Source organism: Paenibacillus jilunlii, from assembly GCF_900102965.1.
GTDB classification, from domain to species: domain Bacteria; phylum Bacillota; class Bacilli; order Paenibacillales; family Paenibacillaceae; genus Paenibacillus_AQ; species Paenibacillus_AQ jilunlii.
This window is the reverse complement of record NZ_FNGM01000003.1, coordinates 95,304-108,643: the sequence shown is the minus strand read 5'-3', so window position 1 is coordinate 108,643 and position 13,340 is coordinate 95,304. Positions and strand designations below refer to the sequence as shown.

The 13,340-nt window shown below is 52.0% G+C and carries 14 protein-coding genes; 3 read left to right on the top strand and 11 right to left on the bottom strand.

Features of this window, described 5'->3' with window-relative positions; translation table 11 throughout:
• Nucleotides 1–129: 129 nt before the first annotated feature.
• The gene (locus BLQ82_RS07630; protein WP_062528462.1) at nt 130–1,107 is read right to left on the bottom strand and encodes an alpha-ketoacid dehydrogenase subunit beta; all 978 of its coding nucleotides are present in this window, start codon (nt 1,105–1,107) and stop codon (nt 130–132) included.
• A 15-nt stretch (nt 1,108–1,122) separates the two neighbouring features.
• Entirely contained in the window at nt 1,123–2,190 is a 1,068-nt protein-coding gene (gene pdhA, locus BLQ82_RS07625) for a pyruvate dehydrogenase (acetyl-transferring) E1 component subunit alpha (protein WP_020431186.1), read from the bottom strand.
• 265 nt (nt 2,191–2,455) lie between these two features.
• Here pdhA and BLQ82_RS07620 point away from each other — a divergent pair, with 265 nt between their 5' ends.
• On the top strand, nt 2,456–3,187 hold the full coding sequence (locus tag BLQ82_RS07620; protein WP_062528463.1) for an alpha/beta hydrolase: 732 nt from the start codon (nt 2,456–2,458) through the stop codon (nt 3,185–3,187).
• A gap of 177 nt (nt 3,188–3,364) precedes the next feature.
• Here the strand turns inward: BLQ82_RS07620 and BLQ82_RS07615 are convergent, their stop codons facing one another.
• Complete coding sequence (locus tag BLQ82_RS07615) at nt 3,365–3,835, bottom strand: low molecular weight protein-tyrosine-phosphatase (protein ID WP_062528586.1); 471 nt, start codon at nt 3,833–3,835, stop codon at nt 3,365–3,367.
• 157 nt (nt 3,836–3,992) lie between these two features.
• Here BLQ82_RS07615 and BLQ82_RS07610 point away from each other — a divergent pair, with 157 nt between their 5' ends.
• Nucleotides 3,993–4,634 (top strand): thiamine diphosphokinase, encoded by a 642-nt coding sequence (locus tag BLQ82_RS07610; protein WP_062528464.1) that lies wholly within the window; start codon nt 3,993–3,995, stop codon nt 4,632–4,634.
• Between the two features lie 275 nt (nt 4,635–4,909).
• Complete coding sequence (locus BLQ82_RS07605) at nt 4,910–5,416, top strand: C40 family peptidase (protein ID WP_062528465.1); 507 nt, start codon at nt 4,910–4,912, stop codon at nt 5,414–5,416.
• Between the two features lie 60 nt (nt 5,417–5,476).
• On the opposite strand, the gene BLQ82_RS07600 is transcribed toward BLQ82_RS07605, so the two are convergent.
• The 8 genes from BLQ82_RS07600 to BLQ82_RS07565 all read right to left on the bottom strand — a co-directional run bounded on the left by BLQ82_RS07600 (nt 5,477) and on the right by BLQ82_RS07565 (nt 13,332).
• Nucleotides 5,477–6,235, bottom strand: a complete 759-nt coding sequence (locus BLQ82_RS07600) for a response regulator transcription factor (protein WP_062528466.1) — start codon at nt 6,233–6,235, stop codon at nt 5,477–5,479.
• Nucleotides 6,236–6,360: 125 nt separating this feature from the next.
• On the bottom strand, nt 6,361–6,735 hold the full coding sequence (locus BLQ82_RS07595; protein WP_341874786.1) for a Dabb family protein: 375 nt from the start codon (nt 6,733–6,735) through the stop codon (nt 6,361–6,363).
• The gene (locus BLQ82_RS07590) at nt 6,680–7,750 is read right to left on the bottom strand and encodes a ThiF family adenylyltransferase (RefSeq protein WP_143013372.1); all 1,071 of its coding nucleotides are present in this window, start codon (nt 7,748–7,750) and stop codon (nt 6,680–6,682) included. The genes BLQ82_RS07595 and BLQ82_RS07590 overlap by 56 nt, the downstream gene beginning before the upstream one ends.
• A 73-nt stretch (nt 7,751–7,823) precedes the next feature.
• On the bottom strand, nt 7,824–9,377 hold the full coding sequence (locus tag BLQ82_RS07585) for an ABC-F family ATP-binding cassette domain-containing protein (RefSeq protein WP_062528467.1): 1,554 nt from the start codon (nt 9,375–9,377) through the stop codon (nt 7,824–7,826).
• Between the two features lie 150 nt (nt 9,378–9,527).
• Nucleotides 9,528–11,033, bottom strand: coding sequence for a serine/threonine protein kinase (locus BLQ82_RS07580; RefSeq protein WP_062528468.1), 1,506 nt, complete (start codon nt 11,031–11,033; stop codon nt 9,528–9,530).
• Nucleotides 11,034–11,161: 128 nt separating this feature from the next.
• Complete coding sequence (locus BLQ82_RS07575; RefSeq protein WP_062528469.1) at nt 11,162–12,229, bottom strand: SAM-dependent methyltransferase; 1,068 nt, start codon at nt 12,227–12,229, stop codon at nt 11,162–11,164.
• The gene (locus tag BLQ82_RS07570) at nt 12,226–13,008 is read right to left on the bottom strand and encodes an ABC transporter ATP-binding protein (RefSeq protein WP_062528470.1); all 783 of its coding nucleotides are present in this window, start codon (nt 13,006–13,008) and stop codon (nt 12,226–12,228) included. The genes BLQ82_RS07575 and BLQ82_RS07570 overlap by 4 nt, the downstream gene beginning before the upstream one ends.
• Nucleotides 13,009–13,332, bottom strand: a complete 324-nt coding sequence (locus BLQ82_RS07565) for a thioredoxin family protein (RefSeq protein WP_062528471.1) — start codon at nt 13,330–13,332, stop codon at nt 13,009–13,011. It lies immediately after the preceding gene.
• Nucleotides 13,333–13,340 lie beyond the last annotated feature (8 nt).

The following is a 13,340-nucleotide window of genomic DNA, read 5'->3' as shown; positions in this document are numbered from 1 at the left end:
AAAAGTTTATGAGCATTGTTTTCTCAACTCAACTCCGCAAAACTCCCAAACATCCATATAGTTGAAGAGTAGTTCAAGTGAATCAGAAACGGCTGCCGCCCTTATCTAAGGACGGCTGCAGAAGTATTCTTAGAATTCCATAACTTTCTTAACCGCAGCAATTACACGTGCAGGAGTAGGAATCCAGGTATCCTCGATTTGTGCGAATGGATAGATGGTATCCGGGCCTGCAACGCGAAGCACTGGCGCTTCGAGGTGGAGAATAGCTTTTTCATTGATTTGTGCGATAACCTCAGCGGCTACACCGGAGCTCTTCTGTGCTTCCTGAACCACAATGGCGCGGTTTGTTTTCTTCACGGAAGCGACAATGGTGTCGATGTCAATCGGGCTGACCGTGCGCAGGTCGATAATTTCGGCCTTGATGCCGTCCTTCTCAAGCTGTTCGGCCGCTTTGGTAGCAGTATGTACCATCAGACCGTAAGTGATGATCGAGACGTCGGAGCCTTCGCGGACCACATTGGCTTTGCCCAGCTCAACGGTATATTCACCTTCCGGCACTTCTGCGCGGAATGCATGATAGAGATTCAAATGCTCCATGAAGAATACAGGGTCATTATCACGGATTGACGCGATCAGCAGTCCCTTGGCATCGTATGGGTTGGAAGGAATCACTACCTTGATCCCCGGGCTTTGAGCGATCAGCCCTTCCAGGGAATCGGTATGCAGCTCAGCTGCTTTGACTCCGCCGCCAAATGGGGTGCGGAACACTATAGGAGCATTGAATCTGCCCCCGGAACGCCAGCGCAGACGGGCTGCCTGAACGACGATCTGGTCAAGTGCCTCAAAGATAAAACCAACGAACTGGATTTCAGCAATTGGGCGGAAGCCTTGAACACCCAGACCAAATGCCAGACCGCCGATTGCGGATTCAGCCAGCGGAGTATCAAATACGCGATCCTCGCCAAATTCTTTCTGCAGGCCTTCCGTTACACGGAATACGCCCCCAACGTTACCAACGTCTTCCCCGAAGATCAGAACGCCCGGGTCACGGTTCAGTTCAACGCGCATTGCGTCGCGAATTGCTTCTTTCATATTCATTTGTGCCATTGCCTGATATCCCCCTTATTCAAAATCGGCTTTTTGTTCTTCCAGATGTTTCGGAGTTACCTCAAACATGCTGTCGATCAAGCCGGGAACGGTCATTTTTTCGGTTTGCTCTGCTTTCTTGATCTGTTCGTTCACAGTAGCCTTCGCTTCTTCTCTGACACGCAGCGTGTCTTCCTCGGTCCAGAGACCCTTCTTCTCCAAATACTTGGCAAGACGGGCAATCGGGTCTTTCTCGTTCCACTGGCCTTCTTCTTCCTTAGAACGGTATTTGCTGGCGTCATCAGACAGGGAATGCGGACGGAAACGGTAAGTTACAGCTTCAATCAGCGTAGCGCCTTCACCTTTGCGGGCGCGTTCTGCAGCTTCTTGAACAGCGGAGATAACAGCGAAAACGTCCATGCCGTCAATCTTGATGCCGGGAATACCTGCTGCAACCGCTTTGTGGGCGATCGACTTGGCAGCGGTCTGTTTCGCGAACGGTGTAGTAATAGCATAGCCATTGTTTTGTACGAAGAAGATTACCGGCAGTTTGAAGCGTCCGGCAAAGTTCAGGCCTTCGTAGAAGTCGCCTTCGGAGGAACCCCCGTCACCAGTGTAGGTGATGGCAACATTCTGCTGTTTCTTAAGTTTGAAGCCCATTGCAATCCCTGTAGCGTGCAAAATCTGCGCGCCGATGATAATCTGTGGCATAAGCACATTTACACCTTCAGGAATCTGTCCGCCATGCTGATGGCCGCGTGAATACAGGAAAGCCTGGTATAATGGAAGTCCATGCCACACCAGCTGTGGAATATCACGGTAACCCGGGCAGACAAAATCTTCTTTCTGAAGCGCGAATTCACTGCCGATCATAGTGGCTTCCTGGCCGGATACCGGCGCATAGAAACCCAGGCGGCCTTGACGGCCCAGATTAACGGCCCGGTCATCCCAAGTCCGGGTAAATACCATACGATACATAAGTTCTTTCAATTGATCGTCGGTTAGTGCAGGCATTTTATCCTTATTGATAACTTCTCCATCGGGGGAAAGCACCGAAAGGGCCTCCACGTCCTCTGTGTACACTTCGTAGGGAACTTTAGTCATCATCTTCACCTCAATAAAAAAATTTGAATATCAGTGTCCTCTGTTATAGAATTATTATACACCTGTTTTATCTGTTTCGTCAAAGAAATACGCATAAAATTTATGTTTTCATAAATTTTGTATGTATAACAGGATTATAAATATCCTATAACAGATAGACATTTATTTAGCGAGTAAATGATATTTAACACATCTACTGCTTGGGTAATTTTAACGCAACCCGGACACTAATGCAAAATCCGACAAGAAAGGTGACGATTGAGCGATGAGCGAGCCTGTTTTTCTGAAACGTACAATTGTGAAACAAACTTTGTGGAGCGAGCATCTCCAGGAAGAGCGCAAACTGCGAATTTATCTTCCGCCCGGTTATAATGAGGTTCTGAGTTACCCTGTAGTCTACTGCCAGGACGGGGAAGAATTTTTCAACTTCGGCCGGATCGCAACCCTTGCCGGACAACTGATCCTGGAGCAGGACATTGAACCCTTCATTATAGTAGGGGTTGAAGTAAACGTAGCTGTGCGCACTCAAGAATACGCTCCATTCGGCAACCGGTTCAAGCAGTACCTTTCATGCTTTGCCGAAGAGATTATTCCCTTCATTGAACATAATTATCCGGTCCGCCGCACACGGGATGAACGGATCATCGCGGGGGATTCGCTTGGCGGCAGTGTCTCGCTGCATCTCGCTTTGGCCTACCCCAACCTGTTCAGCCGAGTACTTAGTCTTTCTGGGGCCTATTATCCGCAGACACGCGAAATTCTTGCACAGGAAGAAGATCTCTCCTGGCTGGATATCAACATGGTGGTTGGACTGCAGGAAACCGAATATACGACCGATACCGGCGTCTACGATTTTGTGCAGATGAACCGGGATACCAGGTCTCTGCTGGAGTCACGCGGGGCAACCGTTTCTTACCGGGAGAAAGACGGCCGCCATCTCTGGGGATTCTGGCAGAAGGAGCTGCCGGAATCGCTACTCTACTTCTTAAACAAATAAAACAGCTTTGAAAGACAAAAAAAGTGAACATCTTAAGGACGTATGTATCTCCCCTGCATGTTCGCGCTTTCATGATGGGATGGGCACAAGGTGCCCGTCCTTTTTTGAAGGACGGCCTTTGTATCAGCAACGCACATTCAGAAGTATTCTTCTGTAAAGATTGAACTTGTGATTTTTCTATTTAGGGATGCTTTCCTTAATGATCCGGTCCAGCAGCACATCACATCCGGCATCGATCAGCCGGTAGACTTCCTCGAAATTCCCCGTAAAATAAGGGTCAGGCACTTCCCTCAGCTCCTCCTCAGGCAGCAGGTCCATGAAGAACATCAGGTTAGCGTTCCGGCCGCCAGGAAGCTTGCGCACGTTCTCTCCGTTGGACTGGTCCATACAGATCATATAATCAAAGTCCCCGAAATCATCACTGTTCACAAGACGCGCCTTCATATTCTCGTAGCTGATTCCCTGCTGGTCAAGTATACGCCGGGTTCCTTCATGCGGCCCTTTACCAACATGCCAATCCCCGGTACCTGCAGAATCTACAGAGATTTGTTCAGACAATCCCAGCTTCAGAATCTTATGACGGAGAACAGCCTCAGCCATCGGCGAGCGGCAGATATTGCCCAGACATACAAACAGCACGTTAACGATTCTTCCCACCTCCGGCAGCGTTTTTTATTTACCTATATGTACATAATATGTACTGTGTTTATTTTAGCGCGGCAGGGCGCAATTGTACAACTATTCGATCTGCATTATACTTGGTCTTTGGAAAACTAACTGTACAGTCACCAATAAGGAGGTCCCTATGCCAACCAAACGGGTTGTTATATTTGCCGGAGGAGATCTGTCGGCGGAGTATTTATCTTTATTAGATGAAGAGGATTTTGTAATCGGAGCAGACCGGGGAGCATTATTCCTGATTTCGCATGGGGTTGCGCCGGATATTGCAGTAGGTGATTTCGATTCCGTTCCCCCGGAGGCTCTTCACCAAATCGAGGCGGGAAGTAAAAAACTCATCACCTGCGATCCCGTTGACAAGGATTTAACAGACAGTGAAATGGCGCTGGATCTGGCACTCGGAGCCCAGCCGGAATCCATACTGCTGTTCGGGGTGACGGGGACACGGATTGACCATACCCTCGCCAGCATTCAAATGATGACAAGGGCGCTGCAGCGCCAGGTTCGCTGCTCGGTGATGGATACACATAACTACATTACACTGACCGGCTCCCAAACAGAGATTCATGACCTGGGGTATACCTATGTTTCACTGCTGCCGCTGACACCCGAAGTGACCGGAATTACGCTTGAAGGCTTTCAATATCCGCTGACAGGAGCCACTCTGAAACTGGGGCAGTCTCTGGGAGTCAGTAACATTCTGACGGCAGAACGCGGAACGGTCTCTATCGAAAGCGGGCTGCTCCTGATTATTCAAAGCAAGGATTGATACATACATTTGAAGACAGTGCTGTAACCTTTGTTTCAAAAGTGTAAAGCCGGGAATCCCTTGCAGCATGGGGCTTTTCCGGCTTTTTTTGACTTATCTAAACTTTGAATTATTAATATTTTGTAACTTTTAATGAGATTTTAATAAAGCGCTTCCAGTCCAGTCCCCGCCCGGCTTTGAGTCCTGCACCCCAAAATATAGGAGATTCATAACCTGCTATACTACGAACAGGCAAGAAGATAGACATTTAGATATTAATTGGGAGGAATTACAACATGAAGAAACACCAATGGTTTAAACAAGCAATCGTAGTAGGGATGTGCACCACGATTGGCCTGAGCACTCTTATGGCTACTGGAGCCGGCACTGCACCGGTTGCTGCCGCATCCGTGTCCTCCTCTACCGGACAAAAAATTGTGAATCTCGGTAAAAAATATATGGGAGTGCGTTATGAGTTCGGCGCCTCCACTTCATCAACCCGCACCTTTGACTGCTCCTCGTTCACCAAATATATTTTCGGCAAATACGGCGTGAAACTGCCCCGCACTTCTTCAGCACAATCCAAGGTCGGGAGAGCCGTATCCAAAGCAAATTTGAAAGTGGGCGATCTGGTATTCTTCTCCAGCGGCAGCAGAGCTAACGGTTCAAATGTAACTCACGTAGCCGTCTATATTGGAAATGGTAAAATTCTTCACACTTACGGTTCACCTGGTGTAACCATCTCCGATCTTAACTCCGGCAACTGGAAAAGAACCTACCTGAAAGCACGCCGCGTACTGTAACAGCTCTTAAGAGACCCCTTTCAGATCTTTACAGCGGTTCAAAAAAGCGGCCAGCATGGTTCAGAGTATAGTGTCAGCATGTGGCGCGCCTTCCGGCGCGCGCAGTACATATCCGGTTCCGCGCACGGTGTGAATCAATTTGTTCTTGTGGCCTTTGTCCACTTTTAGCCGGATATGCCTGATATAGACATCAACCACGTTCGTGTCCGGATGAAAATGATAACCCCAAACCTGCTTTAGAATTTCTTCCCGGGAACAGATCTCCCCCAAATGCTCAGCCAGATAATAGAGCAGATCAAACTCTTTGGGCGTCAGTTTCAGCTCGGCTCCATCCCGCAGGACCAGCCTGCGGGATGGATCAAGGACCAGGCCATCTACCTTCAGCAGAGATGAAAGGCCGCGGCGGCGGCCTGTAAGTCTCATTAAATTATCCACTCTGCATTTGAACTCACCGGTATGTACGGGCTTCACCATATACTCATTGCTACCCGCTTCAAAAGCCGCTGCCGCCTCTTCGCCATACATCCCATCCGAGATCACCATGACGGTAAGCCGTTTCCCCTGTTCCCTCAGATCCGAAACCATACTCCATCCAGCCCACGCTGCAGCATGATTCAGTTCCGCAATCAGCAGTACAGGCTCCACTCTGGACAGCAGTGAGCGAAGATCCTCGAGATCTTCGCTTATTGCCGTTTGGACACCGAGCTCCTGCAGCGCCTGTTCCAGCTTCATGCGTTCTTCCCTATCCCGGCTCGCTTCCAGGGTTTCACGGACATCAGCAGGCTGCCGGGGCATAAACCAAGCAATGACCTCATTCACGGTAATCCCCCGCATCCAATCAGCTTTGCAGCTATGCTGCTGCAGAATAGGCTTATTGTTCCCCTAATGCAAAAAGACCATTCCGGAGAATGGTCCCGTTTGGACTGAATCATTTTGAATAATTATTATTTCATCAAGTCGATTTCCTGGAAGCTGACAACCTCGGTTTCCCAGCGTTCCTGCACGAACCGCTGATGGTCCGGATGCGCGTTGTAGGCATCGTAGGCCTCCTGATTCTCGAACTCCATGGAGAAGCCGTAGTCAAACTCACATTTCACGCTCACCTGACGCAGGACCTCGAAGTGCTTCACAACCGGGATCGCACTAAGGATCTTCTCACCGTCCTGAAGAAAATGCTCAATCTCCGGAGATCCTTCCCTATGCTTCAATGTAAATATTGCCATGTGTCTGATCGTACCCGTCTGCATCACAATCTCTCCCTCATTAGCCAAAATACCGGTGATAAAAGCTGCGGGCAGCAGCAACATCACTGGTTCCATGAATTAAGGCCCGTCCATCTCCAAAAATGACCATCCGGTAAGGTTCTTCCGTAAAAGATACTAAATACGGATTGCTCTCGACCTTGCCGCTGCCGAGGCCTGCAAGCCTTGCAGCCGTTTCCTGCAGATTCAGCTGCCGGCGCTGCGCGGGACGGATTTGCACGGTATCCCTGCCGCACAATACATCACTGCGCTCTGTATTGGCCGCTGTCAGATAAGGATACAACGGATGGCTGCCGCAGGAAGGACAGCTATCCTTTTTGGCGGCCTTGACGCCGATCTCCTGATGCTCATTGCGCCATACATCGAACGACAGCAGCTTGCCTCTAAGCTGCTCCGGGCGGCCTCCAAGCAGCTTGAGCGCCTCTGCAGTAGCATTCGCAGTCACCAGCTGCACTGCCTGCGGCAGGATGCCCGCTGTGTCACAGGTGTCTCCGCCAAGCGGCACAGCACCAAGCAGACAGTTCAGACATGGCGTTTCGCCCGGCAGAATCGTAAAGGTTATGCCATAACTCCCGACACATGCTCCATAAATCCAGGGTATGCCGTGCTTCTGGGCCATATCGTTAATAATCAGCCGGGTGTCAAAATTATCAGTTCCATCCATGATGAGATCCACACCCGGCAGCAGGCTTTCCAGCTCTTCGGCGCGCACATCCAGCACTTGGGCTTCAATCGTAATATCCGAGTTGATGCTCTCCAGCCTCGCCTTGGCCGCTGCGGCCTTCGGCATGCGCTGCCGGGCATCCTCTTCCGTATAAAGCTGCTGGCGCTGGAGATTGCTCCACTCCACGTAATCGCGGTCCGCCAGGATAATGCGTCCCGTACCGCAGCGGGCCAGCGTCTCGGCAATCCCTGTCCCCAGGGCCCCCACTCCGATGATGAGCACGGTCGATTTGGCAAGCCCGGCCTGCCCTTCCGCTCCAAACGGGGTGAATCTTACCTGGCGCGAATAGCGGCCGTCCCGCCCGCGCTCCCGGGCAGCTGCAGTTTGTTCCTTGTCCATCTGGCTCATTATAAGGCACCCCCATATATTTAAAGCCGGAAAGGAGAGGCATGGGGCCGCTCTTTTCCGGCTACAGCATATCCTAAACGGTCTGTGCCGACCACTGCTCCACATCCCAAACTTTGGTGACCCAATCCTCGTAGAAATCAGGTTCGTGGGAAACGAGCAGAATCGTGCCTTTATATTCCTGCAGCGCCCGTTTCAGCTCCGCCTTGGCCACTACGTCCAAGTGGTTAGTAGGCTCATCGAACAGAATCCAGTTGCTCTCGCGCATCATCAGCTTGCAGAGGCGAACTTTAGCCTGTTCACCCCCGCTCAGCATGTTCAGCGGACGTGTAATATGCTCGTTTTTCAGGCCGCAGCGGGCCAGATGGGCACGCACCTCATGCTGGTTCAGACTGGAGAACTCATTCCATACATCGTCAATTGGCGTGAGGTTCGCAGCCTTGACCTCCTGCTGGAAATATGCGGCGTTCAGGTAATCACCAAGGTAGGTTTTACCGCTGTAAGCAGGGATTACGCCAAGTATGGTCTTCAGCAAAGTGGATTTGCCCACCCCGTTGCAGCCGACAATGGCAATTTTTTCGCCGCGCTCAATCGTCATATTCAGCTTCGGCAGCAGCGGCCGGTCATAGCCAATCTCGAAGTCCAGGCCTTCGAACACCGTCTTGCCGCTGGCCCGGCTCTCCTTGAACGAGAACACCGGCTTCGCCGCTTCCTCGGGACGGTCAATCCGCTCCATCCGGTCAAGCTGCTTCTCACGGCTCTTGGCCCGTCCTGAAGTGGAGGCACGCGCTTTGTTGCGCTGGATGAAATCCTCCTGCTTTTTGATGAACTCCTGCTGCTTCTCATAAGCGTCGATATGCTGGCTCTTATTCATCTCCGCCATATCTAGGAACCGCTCATAGTTGGCCGTATAACGGGTCAGCTTGGCAAACTCCAAATGATAGACCACGTCTACAACTTTATTCATAAATTCAGTATCATGGGAAATCAGGACGAAGGCATACGGATATTGCTTCAGATAGTTCGTCAGCCAGTCAATATGCTCCACATCCAGATAGTTGGTAGGCTCATCCAGCAGCAATACATTGGGCTTCTCCAGCAGCAGCTTGGCCAGCAGGACTTTCGTGCGCTGTCCCCCGCTTAATGCCGATACATCACGGTCTAGTCCAATCGCCGACAAACCGAGGCCGTTGCCCATTTCTTCCACCTTCACATCAATCAGATAGAAATCACCGATATCCAGCTGTTCCTGGATTTCACCCATCTGCTCCAGCAGCAGCTCAAGCTCCTCAGGATCAGCCTCACCCATTTTTCCGGTAATGGCCATCATTTCATTCTCAAGCTCAAGCAATGGCAGGAAGGCATCCTTCAGTACATCACGTACAGTTTTGCCTGGGGTAAGAATCGTATGCTGATCCAGATAGCCATAGCGGACTTTTGGGGTCCATTCCACTCTGCCGCTGTCCTTAAGCAGCTTGCCGGTCAAAATATTCATCAGCGTAGACTTGCCGACGCCATTCGCCCCTACCAGTCCAACATGCTCTCCGGCCAGAAGCCGGAAGGATACATTCTTGAACAGCTGCCGGTCTCCGAAGTTATGCGAAACGTCTTCTACTGTAAGTAAACTCATAAATTCTCCATAAGCTCCTATCTATATTTAAAATGAAGCGGTATTCAGTCCTAACTGCACATACAATGATTCATTCTAGCACATGTAAGCGCCGCACTGAAACAGGATATGCCTAAAAAAGCTGGGCCTGGCGAAAAAACGATCTATTTTTCAGCTTTTTCTGAAAAAACCTCTGTGCTTTGCAAGCAGCCGTCCGGGCGTTTGCTCCTTCAGCAGCCGTTCGAGTGTCTCCGCCAGCTTGCCCTTTTGCTGAAACGGGTCCTGCTGATACGGCAAAGCGTGTACGGCAGCACCACCCAAGGCGGACCCCAGCAGACCGGCTGCGGCCTGGCCGGAGAGCGGCAGGCAGATCCTCCAGTTCGGCTGGGGCACAAGCCCGCTGCGGGCCAGCCAATGCAGGGTATCCTCCAGCCGCCAGTCCGCGCCGGAAGCCACGAGCAGCGGGATATCACTGGCCGCAAATTCCTCTACAGCCCCCGCATATCCACCTGTGCCTAAATCAAGAATCACAAAACGGTACGAGTCTGCCAGCAGGGAGCTAATATCACCCTCAGGCGGTCTCTTATAGTAGTGGACCCCTTTCCACACCACGGGACTCCCGCCAGCCCCATGGGCATGGGCTTCTTCTGGAAGATCCAGCAGATTGCAGATTCGTTCATACACTGCAGAAGCAGGATTATAATCCACCCAAGCGGCAGCACCGGACCGGGACAGGCAGCTGCCCGCGGCCAAAGAAGTATGGGTTGTGCCCAGACCCGGAGCTGTCCCAAGGAGGGCAACTACCACCGGTTTCCGTGTGGAAGGGTGCGCTGCAGATGGAATGCGCATATATTTATGTCCAGATGTTCGTTCTGCTTGTGCTTCAATCGGCTCCAATGCTTGCAGTACAGCTTCAGCACTTGGATACCGCTCTTCAGGATGCTGGCGCAGCAAGCGCCGGATCACAGGAATCAGCGCGTCCGGCAGTCCGGGACGCAGCTTATCCTCCAGTCCGGGCTGCCAGCGGCTGAATTGGCCCCCGGTTGACATATACAGCAGCAAAGCCCCCAAACCGTAGAGATCCGAGGCAGGCTCACTTTGCCCTCCTCCATACTGTTCCGGAGCGGCAAAACCTGCTGTCCCGAGTTTTTCCGTGTCTTCATTCCCGCCTTTTCTATGCCTGCGCGCGATGCCCAGATCGATCAGCATCAGCTCATCACGTCCGGTCAGCATGATATTCCCGGGCTTCATGTCACGATGAACAATGGGCGGATGATGCCCGTGCAAATATTGCAGCACATTCAGCAGCTGCCTGGCATAACGAAGGATACAGATAGCCGGCAGCGGCCCGGGGCTCTCCAGGAGATATTCGCTTAACGTGACACCCCCGATATAATCCATCACGAGGTAGCAATAACCATCCCCGTCCGGCGGAAAAAAATCAACAACTCCCGGCAGCAGCGGATGGCTCAGCGATATCAGCAGTTCAGCTTCCGCTTGGATATCTCCATAGGCTCCCTCTCTATCGATGCTCTCCTTCACCGCCCAGCATTTCCCCGGCAGACGCAAATCCTCCGCAAGAAAAACATGGCTCATTCCCCCCATTCCGATTTTACGGGCAATTCTGTACCTGTCCCCTAGTATCATTCCGGCATTGAGCTTCGTATCAATATTCATTTTCTGCTCCTCCATTCTTTTGATCTGATACAAAAAAAGGGAAAGCTTCCCGTAATCCATGCAAGCAGCGGCATACAACCGGCTGCGCGGATAACGGGATACTTTCCCATCGGAAATAATTTATATTATTAATATTTAATCATATAAAGTGTAATTTCGTCCCGGTTATGGAACAACTGCTTGGCACGCTGAATTTGCATCCGTTCGTTCTCGAACATAGCGATAATTTCCTTGATAACCGCCAGCGGCTTCTTATGCATCAGCTTCACGGTGACAATAGCCGTTCCACCAGGCGACAGACTGTGCAGCAGCCCGGTGACCAGCTTGGCCATCAGCTTGGGGCTCCAGCTCATGTCACAGACCAGCAAGTCAAATTCATTGTCCGGGAACTTCACGTCTCCGGCATTTTTGCGCAGGATCTTCAGCGCAGGATTCTTGCGGAGCGACTCGTGCATGAGCGCCGGGTCAACGGCTGTCACCTTAAGCCCCCGCTCCAGCAGAAACGAGGTCCAGCCGCCGGGAGAGGCGCCGATATCCACAGCATTCCGGAAGCTGTGAAACGGAACTGCGAACTCCTTTTCCGCCTCCATCAGCTTGAACTTCGCCCGTGAAATCTGCCCGTCCTCTTTGCGGAAGCGGATCATGCCTCCATTCCAGCTTGACAGGTTTTCCTCCGGCCGGGATACACCCGCATACAGCGCCCCGCCGTCTGCATAGACGGAAATCACCCAGGCCGGGTCCTGGACGGTGAACTCCGCGCCGAGGTCCTGCAGCCGCTCCTGCAGCCATTCCCGCAATTCCCCCGGACTGTCCGGCCAGAAGGAGTTGTGGCCTTTGCGGACATGCAGCGCCACCTTCGCACCTTCAAGCCCGCTGCGCCGGCTCAGGTAGACAGCCAGCCGTTCCAGCGCAGACAGGTCACCCTGGTCCTGAAACTGCACCGGCTGAATATGCCGCAGGAAGATCGGCGGCTGGCCGGCCAATACACGCGACACTTCTTCAGGCTCTGCTTCAAGTGTGGCCAGGAAAATTTCGCCCGGCAGCAGCAGCGTGCTCTTCACTGCACCGAACAGGCGGCGGAGCTCCTCCTGTGCATATGGGGCAAAACCGTGGTTGGCGGTGCAAATATACCGCGAATGTGCTTTTTCGTCCGTTGCAGAGGTCTGCTGAGGTTTTTTCTCTATAAAATCGTTCAAAGGGTTGTGCCTCCAGGTCTTATTTTGATCCAGGGACGACCGCTATCCCATTCAATATCAGCAGGAATATCATAGGTGGCCAAGATCATTTCTTTCGTCAGCACTTCTTCTTTCGGTCCGGAGCCGGCCAGCTTGCCGTCCCGGATCAGGGCCACATGCGTAAACAGCGGCACAATCTCTTCAACATGATGTGTAACATATACAACAGATACGTCACGCTGCTTCAGCTTGTCAATTTCGGCCAGCATTTTCTCGCGTTCGTACAGGTCAAGTCCGGCGCAGGGCTCATCCAGGATCAGCAGCTTGGGCTCAGCCATCAGGCAGCGTGCCAGCATTGCCTTTTTGCGTTCCCCTTGGGACAAGGTTCCAAACGGATGGTAAGCCAGCTCACCGAGATTCATATCCTCCAGCAGCCGGATCGCCTGATCGTGGACGGCACGCGGAATATCCTGATAGAAACGCAGATAAGCATAGGTACCCGTAGCGACAACCTCCCATACGGGATCGGTCAGCGACAGCTTTTCCATCAATGACGGTCCGATATAGCCGATTTCCTTGCGCACCTCGCGCAGATCACACTGGCCGTATTTATAACCAAGCACCTCGACGGAACCCTTGCTCGGAAACAAGTAGCCGGTCATCATTTCCAGCATTGTAGTTTTGCCTGAGCCGTTGCGGCCCAGAATCACCCAGTTTTCGCCTTGCTTCATTTCCAGCGACACATCGTCCAGAATCAGGCTTTGTTCCCTGCGAAGGGTCAGATGTTGTAAAGATATCATTTATGAGGTCACACTCCTTATGTAGTCCAGCACCCGTTCCACAGAGCCCATTGAATAATAAATAACCGGTTCCTTGCTTCGGTCTGCCGGGGCAACCAGCAGTGCTGGCACACTGGAGATCCGGTAGGTATTCACCAGTTCCGGCAGCATGTTCACATTGCCTGCGGCAATCAACAGCTCTTCCGGCAGCATATGCTCTGCGACCTCCAGCATCCGGCGGGCTGCTGAACAGGTTCCGCAGAGCGGGGTATAGAAAAAGACCACCAGCGGCTCCCCCTTCCGCGCCAGCGCCTCCAGCAGTTCCTGCTGATTCATCTCCTTCATGTTCTGTC